Origin of the sequence: Rubrivirga sp. S365, from assembly GCF_032248475.1 — a bacterium.
In the GTDB taxonomy this organism is placed as follows: domain Bacteria; phylum Bacteroidota; class Rhodothermia; order Rhodothermales; family Rubricoccaceae; genus Rubrivirga; species Rubrivirga litoralis.
The window spans coordinates 1102087-1123138 of the sequence record NZ_JAVTTN010000001.1 but is presented as its reverse complement, the minus strand read 5'-3'; the positions used below and the strand labels follow the sequence as shown (position 1 = coordinate 1123138).

At 76.0% G+C, this 21052-nt stretch carries 15 protein-coding genes; 11 read left to right on the top strand and 4 right to left on the bottom strand.

The window, feature by feature from the left end; all coding sequences use genetic code 11:
• Positions 1-11: 11 nt before the first annotated feature.
• The gene (locus RQM47_RS04915; RefSeq protein WP_311662726.1) at positions 12-3545 is read right to left on the bottom strand and encodes a two-component regulator propeller domain-containing protein; all 3534 of its coding nucleotides are present in this window, start codon (positions 3543-3545) and stop codon (positions 12-14) included.
• Positions 3546-3567: 22 nt separating this feature from the next.
• Complete coding sequence (locus RQM47_RS04910) at positions 3568-4968, bottom strand: adenylate/guanylate cyclase domain-containing protein (protein WP_311662725.1); 1401 nt, start codon at positions 4966-4968, stop codon at positions 3568-3570.
• 180 nt (positions 4969-5148) lie between these two features.
• Here RQM47_RS04910 and RQM47_RS04905 point away from each other — a divergent pair, with 180 nt between their 5' ends.
• From RQM47_RS04905 to RQM47_RS04875, 7 genes are all read left to right on the top strand, one after another.
• Positions 5149-6216, top strand: coding sequence for a lytic transglycosylase domain-containing protein (locus RQM47_RS04905; protein WP_314007656.1), 1068 nt, complete (start codon positions 5149-5151; stop codon positions 6214-6216).
• Between the two features lie 310 nt (positions 6217-6526).
• Positions 6527-7594: an EscU/YscU/HrcU family type III secretion system export apparatus switch protein gene (locus RQM47_RS04900; protein ID WP_314007653.1), complete on the top strand. Its 1068-nt coding sequence runs from the start codon at positions 6527-6529 to the stop codon at positions 7592-7594.
• A complete protein-coding gene (flhA, locus tag RQM47_RS04895) occupies positions 7595-9664 on the top strand; it encodes a flagellar biosynthesis protein FlhA (protein ID WP_314007651.1) in 2070 nt (689 codons plus the stop codon).
• A gap of 27 nt (positions 9665-9691) precedes the next feature.
• Positions 9692-10975, top strand: a complete 1284-nt coding sequence (locus RQM47_RS04890; protein ID WP_311662721.1) for a hypothetical protein — start codon at positions 9692-9694, stop codon at positions 10973-10975.
• 33 nt (positions 10976-11008) lie between these two features.
• The gene (locus RQM47_RS04885) at positions 11009-11779 is read left to right on the top strand and encodes a P-loop NTPase (RefSeq protein ID WP_311662720.1); all 771 of its coding nucleotides are present in this window, start codon (positions 11009-11011) and stop codon (positions 11777-11779) included.
• 128 nt (positions 11780-11907) lie between these two features.
• Positions 11908-12111, top strand: coding sequence for a hypothetical protein (locus RQM47_RS04880; RefSeq protein ID WP_311662719.1), 204 nt, complete (start codon positions 11908-11910; stop codon positions 12109-12111).
• Positions 12111-12875 carry a sigma-70 family RNA polymerase sigma factor gene (locus RQM47_RS04875; RefSeq protein WP_311662718.1) on the top strand — a complete coding sequence of 255 codons (765 nt, stop codon included), beginning with the start codon at positions 12111-12113 and terminating at the stop codon, positions 12873-12875. The genes RQM47_RS04880 and RQM47_RS04875 overlap by 1 nt, the downstream gene beginning before the upstream one ends.
• A gap of 103 nt (positions 12876-12978) precedes the next feature.
• Here the strand turns inward: RQM47_RS04875 and RQM47_RS04870 are convergent, their stop codons facing one another.
• Positions 12979-13362, bottom strand: coding sequence for a hypothetical protein (locus tag RQM47_RS04870; RefSeq protein WP_311662717.1), 384 nt, complete (start codon positions 13360-13362; stop codon positions 12979-12981).
• Positions 13363-13560: 198 nt separating this feature from the next.
• Positions 13561-15039: a Na+/H+ antiporter NhaC family protein gene (locus tag RQM47_RS04865; RefSeq protein ID WP_314007649.1), complete on the bottom strand. Its 1479-nt coding sequence runs from the start codon at positions 15037-15039 to the stop codon at positions 13561-13563.
• Positions 15040-15482: 443 nt separating this feature from the next.
• Here RQM47_RS04865 and RQM47_RS04860 point away from each other — a divergent pair, with 443 nt between their 5' ends.
• From RQM47_RS04860 to RQM47_RS04845, 4 genes are all read left to right on the top strand, one after another.
• A complete protein-coding gene (locus RQM47_RS04860; RefSeq protein ID WP_311662715.1) occupies positions 15483-17303 on the top strand; it encodes an asparagine synthetase B family protein in 1821 nt (606 codons plus the stop codon).
• 16 nt (positions 17304-17319) lie between these two features.
• A complete protein-coding gene (locus RQM47_RS04855) occupies positions 17320-17496 on the top strand; it encodes a hypothetical protein (RefSeq protein ID WP_311662714.1) in 177 nt (58 codons plus the stop codon).
• Entirely contained in the window at positions 17493-18413 is a 921-nt protein-coding gene (locus RQM47_RS04850; protein ID WP_311662713.1) for a hypothetical protein, read from the top strand. Before RQM47_RS04855 ends, RQM47_RS04850 begins: the two co-directional genes overlap by 4 nt.
• A gap of 182 nt (positions 18414-18595) precedes the next feature.
• Positions 18596-20890, top strand: coding sequence for a CDC48 family AAA ATPase (locus RQM47_RS04845; RefSeq protein ID WP_311662712.1), 2295 nt, complete (start codon positions 18596-18598; stop codon positions 20888-20890).
• Positions 20891-21052: the final 162 nt, after the last annotated feature.

Genomic DNA, 21052 nt, shown 5'->3' with positions numbered 1-21052 from the left:
AATCGGGCAAGCTACGCCGCCGGCGCGTCGGGGCGCCGGGGCGGGGTGGCCGGGAGGGTCACGGTGAACGTCGTCCCGCGCCCCTCCTCGCTCTCGACCGCGAGCTCGCCGCCGTGGACCTGGGCGACGATGTCGTGGGCGAGCGAGAGGCCGAGGCCGGTGCCCTCGCCGGACGGCTTGGTGGTGAAGAACGGCTCGAACACGCGGCGGCGGACGGCCTCCGGCATGCCCGTCCCGTTGTCGGCGATCTCGACGGCGACCGCCCCGCCCTCGCCCGCCCCGCCCTCGCCGTCCAGGCGCCGCGTGCGGACCGTGACCGCCCCGCCGTCGCCGCCCGCCGCGGCGACGGCGTGGAACGCGTTCGCGAGCAGGTTGATGAGGACGCGGCCGAGCTCCTGCGGGACCACCTCGACCTCGCCGGCCGCCTCGTCGAACTCGCGGACGAGGTCCACGGTGAAGCCCGAGTCGTTGGCGCGGGCGCCGTGGTAGGCCAGGTTCGCGTACTCCTCGACAAAGCGGTTGACGTCGACGCGCGCGCGCTCCTCCGCCCCGCCCCGGCTGTGGAGGAGCATGGCCCGCACGATCCGGTCGGCCCGCTGGCCGTGCTCGTGGATGCGGCGGGCGTTGTCGGCGAGGTCGTCGAGGAGCGGCTCGACGTCGGCGAGCACGTCGCGGGCGGGGCGGGGCGGCTCGGCCGCGGCGGCGTCGGCGATCTCGTCGCGGAGCTCGGCGGCGAGGTCGATCGAGAGGTCGGCGAAGTTGTTGACGAAGTTGAGCGGGTTCTTGATCTCGTGGGCGATCCCGGCCGTGAGCTGCCCGAGCGAGGCCAGCTTCTCGGACTGCACGAGCTGGGCCTGCGTCGCCTGGAGGTCCTGGATCGAGGCCTCGAGCCGCTCGTTGGCGGCCTCGAGCTGGGCGTTGGCCTGGGCCAGCTTGGCGTTCGCCTCCTCGACCTCGCGGGCACGTTCGAGCTCGGCCTGGACCTTCCGGTGCTCGGCCTCGGCCGTCTCGGCGCGGAGCTCGGCCTCGCGGTGCTCGGCCCGCTCGCGTTCGCGGCGGAGCAGCCGCGCCCGCTGCCAGCGGTCGGCCTGGACCAGCCCGACGACGCCGAGCGCGGCGAACCCGGCCAGCGCCCACCACGTCCGCCACCACGGCGGGCGCACGACGACGCCGATCGACGCCGCCCGCGGGCTCCACACGCCGTCGGCATTCGCGGCCTGGACCTCGAACGTGTAGTCGCCCGGCGGCAGCGTCGTAAAGGACGCCTCACGCGAGCGGCCGACCGGGCGCCAGTCGTCGTCGAGCCCGTCGAGGCGGACGCGGTACGTGTTCTGGGCGGGGTCGGAAAAGTGGAGGCCGGCGTAGTGGATCGTGAGGTAGTCCTGGTCCGGCCCCAGCGTCACGCGCCGCGCGAGCGGGGCGGCCGCGTCGAGCGTCCCGCCGCCGGGCTCGACGGGCTGCCCGGCCACGTCGACGCCGGTGACGACGACGTCGGGCGGGGTGGCGTTGCGGGCGCGGAGGCTCTGCGGGTCGAAGGCGAGCAGCCCGCGCGTGCCCCCGAAGTAGAGGCGGCCGTCCGGCCCGCGCGCCGCCGCCGTGTTCAGCGTCCGCTCGGTCCCGCCGCCGCCCAGGCGCGGCGCGAACGTCTCGGTGACGGGCTCGAAGCGGGCCACGCCGCCGCTCGTGGCCAGCCACAGCGTCCCCGTCTCGTCGGGGACGATGGCGTAGACGTCGTCGCCCGGGAGGTCGGTCGCCTCGGCCGTGTAGCGCGTAGTGCTCGCCCCGCCCGAGGCCGCCCCGCCCAGGCGCACGAGGCCGGCGTCGGTGCCCGCCCAGAGCGCGCCGCCGCTGGCGTGGAGGGCGTAGACGGTCTGCCCCGCGACCTCCGGCGGGCACGCGAGCGCCTCGCCCCGCCCAATCCGGCAGAGGCCGGCGTCGGTGCCCACCCAGAGCGCGCCGTCGCCCGTCTCGGCCATCGCCCGGACGCGCGGCGCCCCGCTCGGCCCGGACGTGGCCTGCCCCACTCCGCTCTGCCCGCCCGCGCCGGGCGGGGCGGGGCGGACCCAGCGGGCCTCGCCCGTGTCGCGGTCGTAGAGCGCAAGCCCGCGCGCGGCGGTCCCCACCCAGAACCGGCCGTCGGACGCCTCGAACAGCGCCGTCACCGCCGGCGCGCCGCCCGGCGCCGCGAGCGGGGCGGGGTCGAGGCCGTCGGGCGTCACGCGGAAGAGGCCGCCCGGCGTCCCGGCCCAGACGGTCCCGGCGCGGTCCTGGTGGAGCGCCGTCACGCGGGCGCGGTCGCCGGTGCCCGGTACGGGCGTGTGCGCGAACGTCTGGCCGTCGGTCGTCCGGTCGAGCGTACGCCCGGCGCCGACGTAGAGCGTGCCGTCGGCGGCCGGGAGCACGGCGCGGACCGTGTTGCTGGCGAGCGACGTCAGGCGGCGGTCGTCGTGGAGGAGGCGCGTGGCCGTGTCGCGCGCCCGGTCGAAGCGGTCGAGGCCGCCGTAGGTCGCCACCCAGAGCACGCCCTGGCGGTCTTCGTAGAGGTCCGTCACCTCGTCGCTGGCGAGCGAGGCCGGGTCGTCGAGGGCCGCCGTGTACACCGTGGCCGCGCCGTCCGGCCCGATCCGCCGGAGCCCGCCGCCCATCGTGCCCACCCAGACCACGCCGTCGGCGTCCTCCCACACCGACGTCACGTCCGACGCGAAGAGGCCGGGGCCGACGCCGACCGGCGCGAGCCGCCCCGCCCCGCCCGCGACCGCGAACAGGCCCTCGCCGAGCGTCCCCACCCAGACGCCGCCCCGCCCGCGCGCGGCGAGCGCCGAGACGGCCACGTCGGCGGCGACCTGGCGGACGCGGCCGCTCTCGGCGTCGCGCCGGAGGAGGCCGGCGGCCGTCCCGATCCACACGCCGCCGTCTGCGTCCGAGAGGAGCGCGCGCACAGCGACGGCCGGGGCGCCCGCGCCGGCCTCGGCCGCGCCGGCCGCGTCGACGTGCGCGAGGCCGGCCTCGGTCCCCACCCAGACGCCGCCCCGCCCGTCGGGCGCGAGCGCGCGGACGTCGGGGGCGGGGAGGCCGGCGACACGGCGGACCCGCTCGGTCCGGGCGTCGAACCGGGCGAGCCCGCCGGCCGTCCCGATCCACACGCCGCCGTCGCCGGCCGGCGCGAGCGCCTGGACCACGTTGCTCGGGACCGACGCCTCGCCCGACGACCGCCGCAGCTCCAGCGTCCCGACGCCGTCGTAGCGGACGAGCCCGTCGAGCGTCCCGATCCACACGAACCCGAGCGAGTCCTGCGTGACCGCCGTGACGGCCGCGTTGGGGAGCCCCTGCTCGACGCCCAGGTGCAAAAACTCGACGCCGCCCCGCCCCGCCCGCGGCGCAGGGTCGGCCGGCTGCGCGACGGCGAGGAGCACGCCGCTCAGGACGAGCGCGACGGCGGCGGCGAGCGCGGCGGCCGCGCGCACGGCGCTCCGGGCGGGGCGGGGCGGCCGCAGAAACGGCCGCGCGGACGGCGCGGGGCGGGAGGGCGGGGCGGGGCGGGCCATGATCCGTGCGGGGCGCGGGCCGTTAGGAGCGCGCGGCGAACGCCTCGGCCGCCTCGGGCGGGACCGACGAGAACCGGAGCCCAAGGGCCTGCCCGTCGCCGACGTCCTCGACCTCGGTCACTTTGGCGTAGACGTCGACGGTGCCCCCCGGGAGGTCGAGCGAGAGGCACACGTCGGTCCGCGGCTCGACCTCGGCCTGGGCCGCCACGCGCGCTCGCGCGCCGGTCTCGGCCAGCGCCACGAGCGCGCCGTCGTGGGCGTCGGCGGCCAGCCTCTTCCCGTCGAGCGTGGCGAGCCGGAACGGGAGCGGGTCGGCGAGGTCGCGGAGCGAGGACTCGTCGGCGGGCACGGCGCCGGCGCCCTCGACGGCCGCGACGCTGTGGACGGCCACGGGCTCGGCGAACCCCTTCAGCGACACGCGGCGCGTCCCGTCCAGCCGGAGCGGCCCGTCCGCCCCGCCCGCGGCGGCGTACGTCGCGTCCGAGATGAGGACCTCGCCGGGGACCGCCAGCGACTGGATCCGCGCCGTGAGGTTGACCGGGCTCCCGACGACCCCGTACTTCGCCCGCGTCTCGGACCCGATCGTGCCCACGACGACCTCGCCCGAGTTCACGGCCGCCGTCATTTCGAGGGCGGGGAGGCCGCGCTCGGCGAGATCGGCGTTGACGTCGCCCATGCGGGCCTGCATGGCGACCGCGCAGGCCACGGCGCGCGCGGCGTGGTCGGCCATCTCGAGCGGGGCGCCGAAGATCGCCAGGACCGCGTCGCCGATAAACTCGTCGATGGCCCCGTCGTGCTCGTCGACGACCTCGGTCATGGCCCCGAGGTACACGTTGAGGAGCTCGACCACGCGCTCGGGCTCGAGCCGCTCGGCGACCTGGCTGAACCCGGCGATGTCGCTCATGAGCACCGACACCTCGCGGCGCTCGCTTGCCTGGACAGCGTCGGGGTTCGAGAGGACGGCGTTCGCGATCTTGTCCGACAGGTACCGCGTGATCGTTCGGCGCACGCGCTCGGCCTCGCGCTCGCGCTCGACGGCCCCGCGCGCCTGGCCCAGCGTGACGTCGAGGTCGGCCATGTCGATCGGCTTCGTGAGGAAGTCGAAGGCCCCGCGGTTCATGGCCGTGCGGATGTTCTCCATGTCGCCGTAGGCCGTCACCACGACCGCCTTCGTCGGCCGGCCGAGCTCGCCCAGCCGCCCCAGCAGCGTGAGCCCGTCCATCCGCGGCATGTTGATGTCCGTAACCACAATGTCGATGTCGGGATCGGCCTCGAGTTGGTCGAGCGCCTCGACGCCGTCGGCCGCGAACACGAGCGCGAGCTCCCCCGACCGGACCTGCGACCGGAACTTCTGACGGATGAGGGGGACGAGGTCCGGCTCGTCGTCGACGAACAGGATCTTGAGGGCCTCGGGATCGGGCATGGGCGCGTCGCGCTCGGGGGGCGGGGCGGAAGATCGCCCCTCGGGGCGGCGCCCTCCCCTACCTTGGAAGGGCCGTCGGGGTCCCGAGCAAAGATCGGACCCTGCAGACGCCGGCGCCGGAGGCCCGAGACCCGAGCGGTCCCGGGGCCGCCCGCCGCCGGCCCCACCACACCCCGCCCGATGACGACGACGACCGCCGGCCGCGCGCCCTACGCCGCGCTGCGCTCCCCCAGGCTCCGCCCCACCCTCGCGCTCGCCGCCCTGCTCCTCGCCGCCGCCCCGCCCGCCGCCGCCGCCCCGCCCGCGACGCCGGCCGACTCGTCCGAGGTCAGCCCGCTCGACTGGGCGCGCCGCGTGGTCGAGGCCCGCCGCGCCGTCGGCGCCGCCGAGTCCGAGGCCGACCCCGAGCGCCAGGCGGCGCTCGGCGAGGCCGCCTTCCGCCAGGCCCGCGCCCTCGCCGACGCCCCCGCCCTCCGCGGCGACGGGCCGGTCCGCGACCTCGTCCTGCGCGCGCAGGCCGTCTACGAGGCCCACCACGGCGCGTCGCACGCCCTCCCGCTCGCGCCCGACGAGCTGGCCGCGCTCCGCGGCCGGTCGTTCGCGGCGCTCCTCAGCGACGAGGGGCCGCCGCTCCGCGACCCGGCGGTCGTGGCCGCCGAGACGGCGGCGGCGGCCGAGGCCGCCCGCCGCGAGGCCGCCGAGGCCGAGCGCGCGGCCGGACCGGCGTACCTGTTCTACCCCGCCGAGGCCGACCAGCTCGTGGCCGACCAGCGAGCGGTCGCCCGCCGGTTCGCCGGGCTCCGCCGCCAGATGCGCCGCCTGTTCCCGTCCGTCGAGCGGGCGCTCCGCCGCCGCGACCTCCCGACCGACCTCAAATTCGTGGCCGTCATCGAGAGCGGCTTGAACCCCCAGGCCGAGAGCTGGGCCGGCGCGCGCGGCCTGTGGCAGTTCATGCCCGAGACGGCCGCCGAGTACGGGCTCGACTCGCTGAGCGTCGCGGACCCCGCGGCGTCGACGGCCGCCGCCGCCCGCTACCTCCAGTGGCTCGGGCGCCGGTTCGACGGCGACTGGCAGCTCGCGCTGGCCGCCTACAACTGCGGCGTCGGCCGCGTCGAGCGACTCGTGGACGAGCACCGCGAGGAGACGGGCGACGACCCGACGTTCTGGGACCTCCACGCCGCGCTCCCGGCCGAGACGCAGGCCTACGTGCCGCGCTTTATCGCCGTGGCCGAACTGCTGGGCGGGTAGGGGCGGGGCGGGCACACGAGGAATCCGGGCGGGGCGGACCCAACGGGCGGGGCGGGGAGCACCGGGCCTCTCCAACCTGACACCAGGGCGGGGCGGCCTCGCCGGCGGAGACGCGCGCCGCGGGACCAGTCGGCGCCGCCCGAGCGGCCGGCGCGTGCCTGGGCGGGGCGGCGCCGCCCCGCCCTCGGAAACCCTTTCCGCCCCGCCCGCGGACGCCCTTTCCCCGCCCGACGCCAGGAGCCGCCGCAGGGGCGTCGTGCGCGCGCGGCCCGCCGTTCGCTAGCGAGCAGGGTGTTCCCCACCCCCCGCCGTGAGCGACAAGCCCGACCGACAAGAAAAGGTCCACGACCCGTCCCCCTCGCGCCTCCGCAAGGCCCGGGAGGACGGGAACGTGTTCAAGTCGAAGGAGCTCATCTCGGTCGGCGTCCTGGGCGCGGGCGGGGCGGCCCTCGTGTTCGGCGCGCCGGCCGCCTTTGCGACGCTCCGCGAGCTCTCGGCCCGGCTCTTCCTCGGCGCCGCCTCCACGCCGCTCGACGTGGACAGCATGCCCAGCCTGTTCGCGGGTGTCGGCGTCCCGGTGCTCGGGCTCCTGCTCCCCTTTTTCGCCGTCGTCATGGCGGCGGGCGCGGCGGCGAGCGTGGCCCAGACCGGGTGGAACGTGACGGCCAAGCCGCTCACTCCCAAGGGCAGCCGCGTGTCGCCGCTGGAGGGCCTCAAGCGGCTGTTCTCGACCAAGGGCGTGTTCGAGGCCGGCAAGGCGCTCACGAAGGTCGCCGTCGTCGGCCCCATCGCCTACGGCGTGCTCCGCGACCGGGCCGACGAGATGCTCGGGCTCTCGACGCTCCCCGTCGACGCCATCGCCGCGGTCACCGGGACCTGGGTCGTCGACCTCGGCGCGCCCGTGCTCCTCGCGCTCCTCCTGCTCGCCGCCGTCGACTATGCCTTCGAGAAGCACAAGTGGACGTCCGACCTCAAGATGACCGACAAGGAGGTCAAGGACGAGGGGAAAGAGCAGGAGGGCGACCCCCACCTCAAGGGCAAGCGCCGCCAGCGCGCCCGCGAGCTCGCCACGCGGCCCCGCCTCGACCACGCCGTCATGCAGGCCGACGTCGTCGTCACCAACCCGACGCACTACGCCGTCGCGCTCCGGTTCGACCCGGCCGCCGGCGGCGCCCCGGTCGTGCTCTGCAAGGGCGTCCGCAAGCGGGCGCTCGCCATCAAGGGGCTGGCCGCCGAGCTCGGTGTGCCGACCGTCGAGGACCGCCCGCTCGCCCGCGCGCTCCACGCCACGGTCGACGAGGGCGCGCCCATCGACGAATCGCTCTACGCCGCCGTCGCCGCCGTGCTCGCCGAGGTCTACCGCCGCCGCGCCGCCTAGATGCCGACCGCCACCGCCCCGCCCGCCACCCCGCCCGGCGCCCGCGTGGGCACCGAGGCCGTCGCGGCGTCGGGCCTCGTCCTCATCCTGCTCGTCATGGTGGTGCCCCTCCCCGGGTTCCTCCTCGACCTCCTGCTGACGACGAACATCGCCGTCAGCCTGGGCGTGCTGCTGACGGCGTTCTACGCCCGCCGGCCGCTCGACTTCGCCATTTTCCCCGGGCTCCTCCTCATCACGACGCTCTTTCGGCTCTCGCTGAACGTGGCGTCGACGCGGCTGATCCTGGGCGAGGCCAAGGCCGGCGCGCTGATCGAGGCGTTCGGGAGCTTCGTCGTGGCCGGCAACTTCGTCGTCGGCGCCATCGTGTTCCTCGTCCTCGTCCTGATCAACTTCGTGGTCATCACGAAGGGGTCGGGGCGGATCGCCGAGGTCGGCGCGCGGTTCACGCTCGACGCGCTCCCGGGCAAGCAGATGGCGATCGACGCCGATCTGGGGGCCGGGCTCATCGACGAGGACGAGGCCCGCCAGCGCCGGTCCGACGTGTCGCGCGAGGCCGACTTCTACGGGGCCATGGACGGCGCCTCGAAGTTCGTCCGCGGCGACGCCGTGGCCGGCCTCATCATCACGGCCGTCAACATCGTCGGCGGGCTCGTCATCGGGGCCACGCAGCACGGGATGACGATGGCGGAGGCGGCCAGCACGTTCACGCTCCTCTCGATCGGCGACGGCTTGGTGAGCCAGATCCCGGCCCTCCTCATCTCGACGGCCGCCGGGCTCATCGTGAGCCGGGCCTCGGGCGAGGGCAACATCGCGGGTGAGGTCCAGACGCAGCTCCTGGCCGCGGCCGTGCCCCTCTTGGTGACCGGCGGGTTCATGCTCCTGCTCGGGCTCATGCCGGGGCTCCCGATCGTCCCGTTCTGGGCGCTCGGCATCGGGGCCATCGCGCTCGGGCGGAGCCGGCTCGTGGCCGACCGCGCGGCCGACGCCGAGGCCGCCCGCCCCGCCCCGCCCGAGGCCGAGCCCGAGCCCGAGCCGGCCGACTTCCTCCTCGTCGACCCGCTCGAGCTCGAGGTCGGCTACGGGCTCATCCCGCTCGTCGACCCGGCCCAGGGCGGCGACCTCCTCGACCGCGTCAAGCGGCTCCGGCAGCAGCTGGCCGTCGAGCTCGGGCTCGTGATCCCGCCCGTCCGCATCCGCGACAACGTGGCGCTCGGGGCGAATGCCTACGCCGTCAAGCTCCGCGGCAACCCGGTCGGCGAGGGCGAGGTGATGCCGGGCTACGGCCTGGCCCTGCTCCCCGAAGGCTTCGACGGGTCGGCGCCGGGGCTCAAGACCGAGGACCCCACCTTCGGGCTCCCGGCCGTCTGGGTGCCGGAGCGGGCGCTCCCCGACGCCGAGCGCCAGGGGCTCACGGCCGTCGAGGCCCCGGCCGTCGTCACGACGCACCTCCTCGAAGTCCTCCGCACGCACGCCCACCGCCTCCTCGACCGCCAGGAGGTGAGCGCGCTCGTCGACAAGGTGAAGGAGACGGCCCCGGCCCTCGTCGGCGAGCTCACGCCGGCCCTCCTCTCGATCGGCGACATCCAGAAGGTGCTCAAGGGGCTGCTGCGCGAGCGCGTCCCGATCCGCGACCTCGTCACGATCCTCGAAGCCCTCGCCGACCACGCCCCGCGGACGAAGAACGTCGAGGTGCTGGTCGAGTACGCCCGCGCCGCGCTCGCGGCGACGATCACGCGCCAGTTTGCCGGCCCCGACGGGCACGTCCACCTCGTGGTCCTCGACCCGGTCTTGGAGCAGCACCTGCTCGAGCGGGCCGAGGCCGGCGCGCTCAACGCGAGCACGCTCGGGCTGGCCCCGGAGCGGGCGCAGGCGCTCCTCGAAGCGGCCGAGGCCGCGGCGGGGCGGCTCCTCGTCGACGGTCACCCGCCGGTCCTCCTCACCTCGCCCGTGCTCCGCAGCACCGTCGCCGCGTTTCTCGCCGGCGTCGAGGGCGAGCTCGCCGTGCTCTCCTACAACGACCTCACCGCCGACGCCGCGCTCGACGTCGTGGACCACCTCTCGATCCCCTAGCGCCGCCCCGCCCCGGCCGCCCCGCCCATGCAGATCAAGACGATCCCCGGCTCCAGCATTCAGACCGCCCTCGCCGAGGCCCGGGCTACGCTCGGCGACGGCGTCGTGCTCCTCGAATCGGTCGCCGCCGCCGACGGCCGCCCCGCCCAGATCACGGTCGCGCTCGACGCCGCCCCGGCCGCGCCCCGGCCGGTCGCCGCGGGCGGGGCGGACACGCTCGCCGACGACGCGGGCGGGGCGGGTACGCGCCCGGCGCTCGCGGGCGGGGCGGGCGAACCGCTCGGGTTCGGGTACGCCGCTGCGCGGGCGCCCGCGCGGACGGCGGCGCCGCGCCCGCTCTTTACCGCCCCGCCCGCCGTGGCGCCGCCGCCCCGCCCGCCCGGCGCCGCGCCGGCGCCCGAAGTCCTCGACCGCCTGGAGCGGCTGGACGCCCGGCTCGCCGGGCTGGGCGAGCTGGCCGGCCGGCTCGACCGGCTCGAACACCGACTGGGCAACGCGCTCCTCGGCGGATCGCAGACGTGGGCGGCCCACCCGCTCTACGGCCGCCTCCTCCGCTCCGGCCTGGCGCCGGCCACGGCGACCGACCTCCTCAACGGGGCCGTCGAGGGCAGCCCGGACCCGGACCACCTGGGCATGGACGACCACCAGACGCTCTTGTGGTCGGTCGCGCAGACGCTCCGCGACCGGCTCCGCCCGACGACGCCCCGGCGCTACGCGGCCGACACGCTCGTCGCCATCGGCCCGGGCGGGGCGGGCAAGACGTCGTTCCTCAAGCGGCTAGCGACGGACCCCCAGTTCTACGGGCGCCGCGAGGTGGGCGTCCTCACCGTCGTGCCCGAGGGCACGTCCGGCGACCCCGGGGCCGAGTTCCGCGCCCTCGGGATCCGCACGCGCGCCGCGCGGACGGCCGACGAGGTCCGCGAGGCCCTCGAACAGTTCCACGAGACCGACGCGCTCCTCGTCGACACCCCGGCGCTCCCGGCCGACGACGCCGCCGCGCGGCGGGCGCTGCACGGGCTGGCCGAGGTGCTCGCCCCGCTCACGGCGTTCGACGTCGTCCTCGCGCTCGACGCCGCGCGCGCCCGGCCGCCCCTCGACCTGAGCCGGCTCGACACGCTCCCGCTCCAGCCCACGCTCGGCGTGCTCACGCGGCTCGACGAGGCCGGCGACTGGGGCCGCCTCGCCGAGTGGCTGCTCGCGTTCGGGCGCCCGGTCGGGTTCGCCACGACCGGCCCGCGCCTGGACGAGTCCCTCATCTCGTACTCCCCCACGTGGTTCGCCGAGCGCTACGCCCACCGCCTCCACGCCTGACCGCCCCCACGCCTGACCTTCCCCACCCCGCCCATGACTTCCCCCCTCACGCTCGCCGTCGTCAGCGGCAAGGGCGGCGTCGGCAAGAGCGTGCTCTCGGTCAACCTCGCCGAGACGTTCGCCGCCGCCGGCCGCCGGACCGCGCTCGTCGACGCCGACTTCGGCCAGAGCGCCTGCCCCGTCCTCCTCAACGAGGCCCCGCCCGTGACGGCGCTCGACGTGGCCGTGGGCCGGGCCGAGCCCGCCGACGCGCTCTGGACCACGGACTCGGGGCTCACGCTGTTCCAGGCCGTCCGCACGCCGGGCGAGGCCGACGGCCACGAGCCGGCGCTCTACGACGCGCTCGACATCGGGCTCGACGCCCTGTGCGGCGACCACGACGTCGTCCTCATCGACGCCCCGGCCGGGACTGGCCCCGCCGTGCGGTGGGCGCTCGACCGGGCCGGCGCCGGGCTCCTCGTCCTCGTCGGCGAACCGACGGCCGTCGCCGACGCCTACGGGCTGGCCAAGCTGGTGTGGTCGGCGGACCCGGACTTTCCGCTTGGGGCGGCCGTCAACTTCGCCGATACCGAGTCCGAGGCGGAAAACGTGGCGGCCCGGTTCGCGGCCGTGACGCGGCCGTTCCTCGGCGTCGCCCCGGCCTACCTCGGCTGGGTCCCCTACGCCGTCGCCGTGAGGCGGTCGGTGCAGCGCCAGCGGCCAGCCGTGCACGAGCCCGGCGCCACGCGCCTCGCCTTCGACGCCCTCGCCGCCGCCGCCGCCCGCGGCCCGGCGGCCTGGGCCGGCGCCCCCGCCGTCCTCTAACGCCAGTAGGTCAGTGAGTCGGTGGGCCAGTGGGTCCGTCCATCCGGCGGGACTCTCCCGCCGACTACAGCGCCCGCCCCAACTCCGCCCGGACACCACCCCGCCCCACGGACTCACCCGCCCCGCCCATGCCCGCGTTCGCCGTACGGCTCAGCGCCGCCGCCGCCCTGGCCGCCCTGTTCCTCCACCTCCTCGCCGGCGCCGGCCTCGAGCACGCCGTCGTCACGGCGGCCGGCGTGGGCGGGGCGGGCGCCCTCGCGCTGACCGCGGTCGGCGCGGCGGTCCAGCGCGCCCGGCGCCACGCGCGGACGGAGCCCGACCCCGCCCCCTGATGGCCCCGCCCGACCTCCAAGACGCCGTCGACCGCTACCTCGACGACCCGACCCCGCGGCGCCGCGAGGCCGCCGTGCTGGCCGCGCTCCCGCTCGTCCACTCGATCGTGGGCAAGGTCCGGGCGCCCGACCACCCGCTCACGTCGCCCGAGGACCTGGAGGGGTCGGCTATTGAAGGGCTGCTCCAGGCGCTCGACTCGTACGACCCCAACCGCGGCGTTCTGTTCGCGACGCACGCCTACCGCCGCGTCCGGGGGTCGGTCGTGGACGCGCTCCGCGCCATCGACGTGCTCTCGAGCGCCAAGCGGAAGCGGATGGGCGAGGTGCGCCGGGCGACCTCCTCGCTCCGCCAGACGCTCGGCCACGAGCCCAGCGACGACGACGTGGCCGCGGCCGTCGGGCTGTCGGTCCGCGACTACCACGCGCTCCTCTCGGAAGCCCAGCTCCGGTACACGCTCTCGCTCGACCGCCCCGCCAGCGCCGACCCCGAGGCGGCCGCGCTAGGCGACCTCGTCGCCGACGCCGACGCCGGGGCCGGGTTCGAGGCCGTCGAGCAGGGCTCGCTCCAGGCCCAGCTGGCGCGCGAGATCCCCCGGCTCCCCGAGCGCCAGCGGACGATCCTCGCCCTGTACTACCACGAGGACCTCACCCTCCGCGAGGTCGGCGAGGTCCTCGGCGTCAGCGACGCGCGGATCTCGCAGATCCTCGGCAAGATCCTGCTCACGCTCCGCGGGCGGCTCATGGCCGAGCGCGCCGCCGCGTAGGGCGAACGGACGGCCACCCCGCCCCCGCGAGCGGCTCCGACGCACGACCGCCCCGCCCCGACATGGGGGCGGGGCGGGGCGGCCGGGCCAGACGGAGCGGGGCTTAGCGGCGGACGTACGGGCCGTACCCGACGCCGAACTCGTCGCTGCTCAGGCGCCCGTCGCGGTCGGTGTCGAACGTGCCGAACACGCCGGTGCGGTACTCGTCGTCGGTGACGAACCCGTCGCGGTCGGCGTCGAACGTGCCGTAGTCGTAGCCGTAGTCGGCCGTGCCGGCGCCGAACTCGTTCTCGTCGAGGCGGCCGTCGCCGTCGAGGTCGTAGTCGTTGTAGTACGGCGTGGCGCCGAAGCCGACGCCGAACTCGGCGTCGCTGATGAAGCCGTCGCGGTCGGTGTCGTACGCGTCGAAGTCGTCGTCGGCCGTGCCGGTGGCCGTCGAGGCGCAGCCGACGAGGAGGAAGGGGAGGACGAGGTAGAAGCGTCGCATGAAACGTGGGATAGAGAGAGAGAGCCGTTGGGGTTGTACCCGGCGCTCCACCCCGCCCGTTCCGCTCAGCGGTAGGGGCAGCCCCCAGGGCGGCGCAAGGAATACGATCCTCTCGCCCACGGGGCGGGGCGGGCGAACGGCTCGAGCGGGGCGGGCGAGCGCGCGGGCGGGGCGGGGCGGAAGAGGGCAACGCTCGGCCTACATAAAGGCCCCGACGGTGGCGAACCCCGCGACCGCCACGGTGCCCGCGAGGAGCGCGTACGGGAGCTGCGTGCGCACGTGGGCGATGTGGTCCGTCGCCGCCGCGAGCGACGAGACGATCGTGGTGTCGGAGATGGGCGAGGCGTGGTCGCCGAAGATCCCGCCGGCCAGCGAGGCCGCGAGGAACGGCGCCAGCGGGAGCCCGAGCGCCGCCGCGGCCGGGACCGCGATCGGGATCATGATGGCGAACGTGCCCCACGACGTCCCCGTCGAGAACGCGACGAAGCCGCCGGTGAGGAACACGAGCGGGAGCAGGAGCGCCGGCCCCACGCCCGCCTGCGCGACGCCGGCCGCGACGTAGACGCCGGCGCCCAGCTCGCGCGTGACGCCGCCGAGCCCGAGCGCGAGGAGCAGCACGAGCGCGATGCCGACCATCCCGCCCGCCCCCTTCAGGCCGACCGACGTGAGCTGCTCGACGGTCAGCGCGCGCTGCGGGAGGAGCAGGACCCACGCCACGGCCAGCCCGGCGAGGACGGCCCACAGCACGCTCGTCGAGCCCGAGCCCTCCAGCATCACCCCGAACCCGGACACCTCGCCCGGCATCAGCCGGCCCTCGGCCACGGCCGCGGCGACGGCGGCACGGCCCGTGACGAACAGCCCGAGCGGCATCGTCAGCACCAGGACCACGAGGGGGACGACCATGTTGACCGGGCGGGGCGGGACGGCCCCGATCGGCGCGGGCACGAGCGCCTCCTCGTCGACGTCGGGCGCGGCGCCCGGGGCCGACACCTCGCCGCCGGCGGCCCGCTCCTCGGCCCGCCGCATCGGCCCGACGGCCCACCCGGTCACGGCCACGAACGCGGCCAGCGCGACGGCCGCGAATGCGTACACGTTGTACGGGACCGACAGGGCGAACAGGCGGACGGGGTCCTCGACGCCCTGCTCGGCCAGCAGCGACAGGACGTAGGCGCCCCAGGCGTTGAGCGGGATGAGGACGCACACGGCCGCGCTCGTCGAGTCGATGAGGTAGGCCAGCATCTCGCGGCTCCGCCGGTGCCGGTCGAAGAGGGGCCGCGAGACGGCGCCGGCCACGAGCACGGTGATGTTCGACTCGATAAAGATCACGACGCCCACGAGGAACGCGAGTACGCGCGCCCCGCGCGGCCCGGTCACGAGGCGGCGGCGCTCGAGCCAGTCGACGAACCCGGCCACCCCGCCCGACGCCTCGACGGTCGCGATGAGCGCGCCGATGACGAGCGTGAACAGGAGCACGCGCGCGTTGCCCGCGTCGCCGAGCACGCCGACGAGCCCGTCGATGGCCGCGCCCAACCCGGCAAACGGGTCGCCATCGGCCAGGATCGTGAACCCGAGCCAGACACCGGCCCCGAGCGAGAGGTACACCTGCCGCGTGCCGATCGCGAGGCCGATGGCGAGGAGAGGGGGAAGGAGCGAGGTCCAGCTGGGGTCGGGGGGCACAGGCGGGGCGGGGCGGGGCGGGGCGGGGCGGGGCGGGGCGGAGGTTACGCGCGGGCCGCCGGAGGACGCGCGGGGCAGCCGATCCCGCACGCGGCGCTAGGGCCTGCCCTCCCCGGCCGTGCGCCGCGGACGCAGCGGGCCGGCGCCGCTCGCGCACCACAGCGTGACTCGATGCCCGCTCGATTCCCGTCTTTGACAGTAAGGCGCCGGTGCCCCCGAAGCGGCAGGAGACCCCGTTCAACCGCCCTGGCCGTCGCGCCTGGCGCACCTCTGCGGGTGACAAAGCGGCTTCGGGCGGCGGCGGCATCGTCAGCGCACGGCCTCCGCCGCCCCGCCCGACGGTTTTTCTCACAGCGGAAGAGCCGCCCGCGCGTGTCAGATGCGCCAGGTTCCGCACGACTTGGCGCGCTGCCCGGCCCCGCAGTGCCGTACTCTATGCTCCTATGACCGGCTTCCTCGCTCTCGTCGGACCGACCGCCCCGCCCCGCTCGGCGGGGCCGGACGTGGACGCGTGGGCGGGCGGGGCGGCCCGCCTGTGGGCCGAGCGCACGGGGCGCCCGAACGGGCCGCGCATCGCCACGCGCGGCCCGCTCGCCGTCGCCGCCGACCTCCGGCTCGACAACCGCGACGACCTCCGGCGGGCGCTCGGCGTTTCGCGGGCCGGCTCGGACGCCGACCTGCTCCTGGCCGCCTACGAGCGGTGGGGCGAGAACGCCGTGGAGCGCCTCGACGGCCCGTTCTCGTTCGCGCTGTGGGACGGCCGGGCGGGGCGGCTGCACGCGGCCCGCGACGGGACCGGCCTCCGCCCACTCTACCGCGCCCGCGTCGGCAGCGCGTGGGCGTTCGGGTCGAGCCTCCCCACGGTGCAGTCGCTCGTCCCGTTCCGCGTCGACCGCGCGGCGGCGGCCGACTTCCTCACGGGCGCCCTCGACCGCACGACGCGGACGCTGGTCGAGACCGTCGAGCGCGTGCTGCCGGCGACCGCCGTCGTGGTCGCGCCGGGCGGGGCGGGGCGCTCGCCGGCGGTGGGCGAGCGCCGGTTCTGGTCGCCCGACGCCGCCCTCCGGCTCCCCGACGACGACGCGGTCGTCGAGAGCGCCTTCCGCGACGCGTTCGACCGCGCGGTCCTCGCGCGCCTCGACGGCGACACGGGCGCGCTGCTCTCCGGCGGCCTCGACTCGTCGTCGATCGTGGCGACGGTCCGGGCGCTCCGCCCCGCCCTGCCGCTCTCGACGTTCTCGCTCGTCTACGACGAACGGACGGCCGACGAGCGCCGCTATGTCGACGCCGTGGTCGAGGGCGGCGGCCTCGTGCCGCACCGGGTCCAGGGCGAGGGGGTTTCGATGTTCGACGACCTCGACCGCGACCTCGCCGCGGTCGGCGAGCCGTTCCCGGCGCCCAACCTGTTCCTCACGCGCCACCTCTACGAGCGGGCGGGGCGGGCGGGGCTCGGCGCCGTCCTCGACGGGTTCGCCGGCGACAACGTGGTCGCCCACGGCGAGCAGCGGATGACCGAGCTGGCCTACGGGCTCCGCCTGCCGTCGCTCCTCCGCGAGGGGCGGGCCGTCGCGCGGCGGTCGAGGAGCCCGCGGCGCATGGCGCTCCACCTCGTGCGCGACTACGTGCTCGCCCCGCTCGTCGCCCCGCTCCGCCCCGCCCCGCCCGCCGTGCACTTCGGGCGGGGCGGCGTCGTGACCTCCCGCGGCGAGCGGGACCTCCCATACCGGACGGTCCGGGCCTCGCACCAGGCCGAGCTGTCGTCGCCGCGGATCCCGCGAGCCGTCGAGGTCGCCTACGCGGCGGCGGCGGCGGCCGGAGTCGAGCCGCGGTTCCCGTTCCTCGACCGCCGCCTCGTCGAGGTGTGCTTTGCCGTCCCCTCGGCCCAGCGGCTCCGCGACGGCCTGACGCGGTCGTTCCTGCGGCGGTCGCTGGCGGACCGGCTGCCGGAGGCGCTCGTTCAGCGAGCCGACAAGGCCCGGTTGGCCACCAACTTTGTCGACGCCTTTTTCGTCCGCGAGGCCGCGTTCGTCCGCGGCGTCCTCTACGACGGGGCCGCCGCGGCGGCCGACGCCCTCGACCTCCCCGCCCTCCGCCGCGCCTACGAGCGGGCCGAGCGCGACCCCACCCTCCGCCTGAACCTTGTGCTCCCGCTCTGGCGGGCCACGGTGTTCGCGCGGTGGACGGCGACCGCCCCCGGGCGCCTGTCGCCGGTCCCAGAGGAGACCCTTCTCCTCGCCCCGCCCGCGCCCGCGGGCTCCTTTTAACCACCCCTCCACCCTCATGACTCCTGACACCCTCTCTCCCTCGACCGATACGGACGCGCCGGCGGCCCTCAAGCCGTACGCCACCCCCGTCTACACCGAGTTCGGCTCGATCTCCAGCCTGACGGCGGGTCCCGGCGCGGGCACGCTCGACCAGCTCATCGGCGGCGATGGCGGCTTCGACCCCACCTCGTGACCCCCGTCGAGTCACGCATACGCGCCGCCCCGCCCGATCCGTCGAGCGGGGCGGCGTCGTACTCGGTCTTCGGGCTCCGGCTCCGGTCGGCCCTGCCGCTCCCCGGCCTCCGCCCCGCCCCGCCCTCTGGCGCGGGCGGGGCGGAGGTCGTCGTGCGGCGCGGGCCGGTCGATGCGCCCGGCCCGGCCAGCGCCTACGGCATCGCGGGGTGGCCCGGCGACGATGCCGACACCATAGTCTGGCGGCGCGACACGCGGCTCCGCATCACCGCGAGCGACATCACGGTCGACACGGCCGACGACGCGTTTGCGCGGCAGTGCGTGCTCGGGCCGGGGCTGGGTGTCCTGCTCCACCGGCGCGGGCGCCTCGTGCTCCACGGGAGCGCCGTCGACGTGGGCGGCCGCGCGGTCGTCCTGGTCGGCGATAAGGGCGCGGGCAAGTCGACGACGGCGGCCGCCCTCGTCGCCCGCGGCCACCGGCTGCTCACCGACGACCTCGTGGCCTTGGACGAGGACGCGGGCGGGGCGGCAGTCCTCCCCGGCCCTACGCAGATGAAGCTGTGGAGCGCCTCCGCCAGCGCGCTCGGCGTCGAGACCGAGCCGTTCATGGACGGGATTGACAAGGGCGTGTGGCACGGGGCCGCGCCGGCCGAGCGCGCCGCCCCGCTCGCGCTCGTCTGCTCGCTCGGCTGGGGCGAGCGCGTCGCGCTCACCCCGCTCGCGGGCGGGGCGGCGTTCGGCGACGTGTTCGGCCACGTCTACGCCCCGCGCTTTCTGGGGGCGCAGGCCGGCGCCCCGCTCGTCGGGCGCGTGGCGGGGCTCCTCCAAGGCGTCCGGGCGGGGCGGCTCGTGCGGCCCCGCGACCTGGGCGCCGTCGACGCGCTGGCCGAGGCCATCGAGACGGCGGTGGCCGCGTAGGCGCCTGCGCTGTCATGAGGGCGGGGCGGCCCGTTCCGCTGTTCCGGCCGCACGACCGTGCCTCCGCCCCGCCCTCGCGGCGGCGGAGTCGGGCGGAGCCTGAAGGCTGGGTGAGGGCGGGGCGGGCGGTGAACCTCGCACGCGCGCCCTCGTGGAACCGGCCGCACTCCCAGACGACACCGATGGCCGAAGTCCAAACCCCTACCGACACCGTCCGCCTCCAGGTGGCGGGCGCCCAAAAGCCCGACTTCGGGAAGAGCATCGCCCGGCTCAGCCAGGAGGCGTTCGCCGAGCTCGGCATCGGCCCCGGCGCCATCGTCTCGCTGACCGGCAAGCGGACGACGGCGGCCGTCGCCGTCCCGCCCTACCCCGCCGACGTGGGGCTGTCGATCATCCGCCTCGACGGGCTCCTCCGCGCGAATGCCGGCATCGGCATGGGCGACACGGTCGAGGTGGCGCAGGCCGAGGTCTCGCCCGCCCAGTCGGTCGTGCTCGCGCCGGCGCAGCCCGAGATGCGGCTGAACGGGCCGGGCGGGGCGCTCCTCCGCCCGCTCATCGGCCGCCCCATGACGGCCGGCGACACGATCTCGACGGCCGTCCCCGTGGACGGCATGCCGGGCGTGCCGCCCGAGGTGTTCCAGCGCGTGTTTGGGCGCCAGAAGCCGTTCGGGCTCCAGGAGATCCGCCTCGTTGTGGTCAGCGCGCACCCGCGCGGCATCGTCCAGATCACCGACCAGACCGACGTCACGCTGCTGCCGGAGTACCAGGAGCCGACCGACGGCGAGCCCCCGGTCGGGATCACCTACGACGACGTGGGCGGGTTGGGCGACACGGTCGACCAGGTCCGGGAGATGATCGAGCTCCCGCTGAAGCACCCCGAGCTCTTTTCGCGGCTGGGCATCGACCCGCCCAAGGGCGTGCTCCTGTACGGGCCGCCGGGGACGGGCAAGACGCTGCTCGCGCGGGCGGTCGCGAACGAGACGAACGCCCACTTTTCGGTCATCAACGGGCCGGAGATCATGGGCCGCTACTACGGCGAGTCCGAGGAACGGCTGCGGTCGGTCTTCGAGGAGGCGTCCCAGAACGCGCCGGCCATCATCTTCATCGACGAGCTGGACTCGATCGCGCCGGCCCGCGACGAGACCGGCGAGGCCGAGCGCCGCGTGGTCGCCCAGCTCCTGACGCTGCTCGACGGCCTGGAAGCACGCGGCAACGTGGTCGTGATCGGCGCCACGAACCGGCCGGACGCCATCGACGAGGCGCTTCGGCGGCCCGGCCGGTTCGACCGCGAGATCGTGATCGGCGTGCCCGACACGGCGGGGCGGCGCGAGATCATCGGCATCCACACGCGCGGGATGCCGCTCGCCGAGGGCGTCGACCTGGAGGAGCTGGCGCGGACGACTTATGGGTTCGTCGGGGCCGACCTGGGCGCGCTCGCCCGCGAGGCGGCCATCTCGGCGCTCCGCCGCATCCTGCCCGACATCGACCTGGACGAGGACGAGATCCCGGCCGACGTGCTGGACGAGCTCGTCGTCCGCGACGGCGACTTCCGCGACGCGCTCCGGCGCGTCCAGCCGTCGGCGCTGCGTGAGATCCAGATCCAGGTCCCCAACGTGGGCTGGGCCGACATCGGCGGGCTCGAAGAGACCAAGAGCCAGCTCCAGGAGGGCATCGAGCTCCCGCTGAAGCACCCCGAGGCGTTCGAGCGGCTGGGGATCCGCCAGGCCCGCGGGTTCCTCCTGTTCGGCCCTCCGGGCAACGGCAAGACGCTGCTCGCCAAGGCCGTCGCCCGCGAGGCCGAGGCCAACTTTGTCGCCACCAAGTCGAGCGACTTGCTGTCGAAGTGGGTCGGCGAGAGCGAGAAACAGGTGTCGAAGCTGTTCAAGCGCGCTCGCCAGGTCTCGCCGACTGTCATCTTCATCGACGAGATCGACGCGCTCGCGCCGGCGCGGGGCGGCCAGTTTGGGGACTCGAACGTGACCGAGCGGGTCGTGAACACGCTCCTCGCCGAGATGGACGGACTGGAGGAGCTCCAGGGCGTCGTGGTGATCGGCGCGACGAACCGGCCGACGCTCCTCGACCCGGCGCTGCTGCGGCCGGGCCGGTTCGACGAGCTCGTCTACGTCCCGGTCCCGGACACCGAGGGCCGGCGGACGATCCTCGGCATCCAGACGAAGGACATGCCGCTCGCGGACGACGTCGACCTGGACGCGATCGCGGGCCGGACCGAGCGGTTCTCGGGCGCCGACCTCGAGAACCTCGTCCGCAAGGCCGGGCTGCTCGCGCTCCGCCAGAACCTGGACTCCGAGACCGTCTCGGCCGCCCACTTCGAGTCCGCCCTCGCCGACACGCGCCCGAGCGTGACGCCCGAGGTCGAGCGCGAGTACGAGCGGATGCGGAAGCAGCTCAAGCAGGAGGACCCCCGCGGTCGGACCATCGGGTTCCAGATCGCCCCGCCCGAGGGCGACGGCGCCTGACGGGCGTCCCGCCCCGCCCAGGCGTCACGGTCGATGAAGAGCGGGGGCGGGGCGGCTGGAGCTGCCGGCCCTCGGCGCGTGCGTTGCGCGGGCGGGGCGGCGCACGCAGGTCCGACTCCCGGCGTGGATCGCCCCGAACCGCCCCGCCCGCTCCACGGGCGG

Excerpts from the sequence above, each read along its gene's own strand:
- RQM47_RS04915 (WP_311662726.1), bottom strand. The coding sequence starts at position 3,545 with ATGGCCCGCCCCGCCCCGCCCTCCCGCCCCGCGCCGTCCGCGCGGCCG.
- RQM47_RS04910 (WP_311662725.1), bottom strand. The coding sequence starts at position 4,968 with ATGCCCGATCCCGAGGCCCTCAAGATCCTGTTCGTCGACGACGAGCCG.
- RQM47_RS04905 (WP_314007656.1), top strand. The coding sequence starts at position 5,149 with ATGACGACGACGACCGCCGGCCGCGCGCCCTACGCCGCGCTGCGCTCC.
- flhA (WP_314007651.1), top strand. The coding sequence starts at position 7,595 with ATGCCGACCGCCACCGCCCCGCCCGCCACCCCGCCCGGCGCCCGCGTG.
- RQM47_RS04890 (WP_311662721.1), top strand. The coding sequence starts at position 9,692 with ATGCAGATCAAGACGATCCCCGGCTCCAGCATTCAGACCGCCCTCGCC.
- RQM47_RS04885 (WP_311662720.1), top strand. The coding sequence starts at position 11,009 with ATGACTTCCCCCCTCACGCTCGCCGTCGTCAGCGGCAAGGGCGGCGTC.
- RQM47_RS04880 (WP_311662719.1), top strand. The coding sequence starts at position 11,908 with ATGCCCGCGTTCGCCGTACGGCTCAGCGCCGCCGCCGCCCTGGCCGCC.
- RQM47_RS04875 (WP_311662718.1), top strand. The coding sequence starts at position 12,111 with ATGGCCCCGCCCGACCTCCAAGACGCCGTCGACCGCTACCTCGACGAC.
- RQM47_RS04870 (WP_311662717.1), bottom strand. The coding sequence starts at position 13,362 with ATGCGACGCTTCTACCTCGTCCTCCCCTTCCTCCTCGTCGGCTGCGCC.
- RQM47_RS04860 (WP_311662715.1), top strand. The coding sequence starts at position 15,483 with ATGACCGGCTTCCTCGCTCTCGTCGGACCGACCGCCCCGCCCCGCTCG.
- RQM47_RS04855 (WP_311662714.1), top strand. The coding sequence starts at position 17,320 with ATGACTCCTGACACCCTCTCTCCCTCGACCGATACGGACGCGCCGGCG.
- RQM47_RS04845 (WP_311662712.1), top strand. The coding sequence starts at position 18,596 with ATGGCCGAAGTCCAAACCCCTACCGACACCGTCCGCCTCCAGGTGGCG.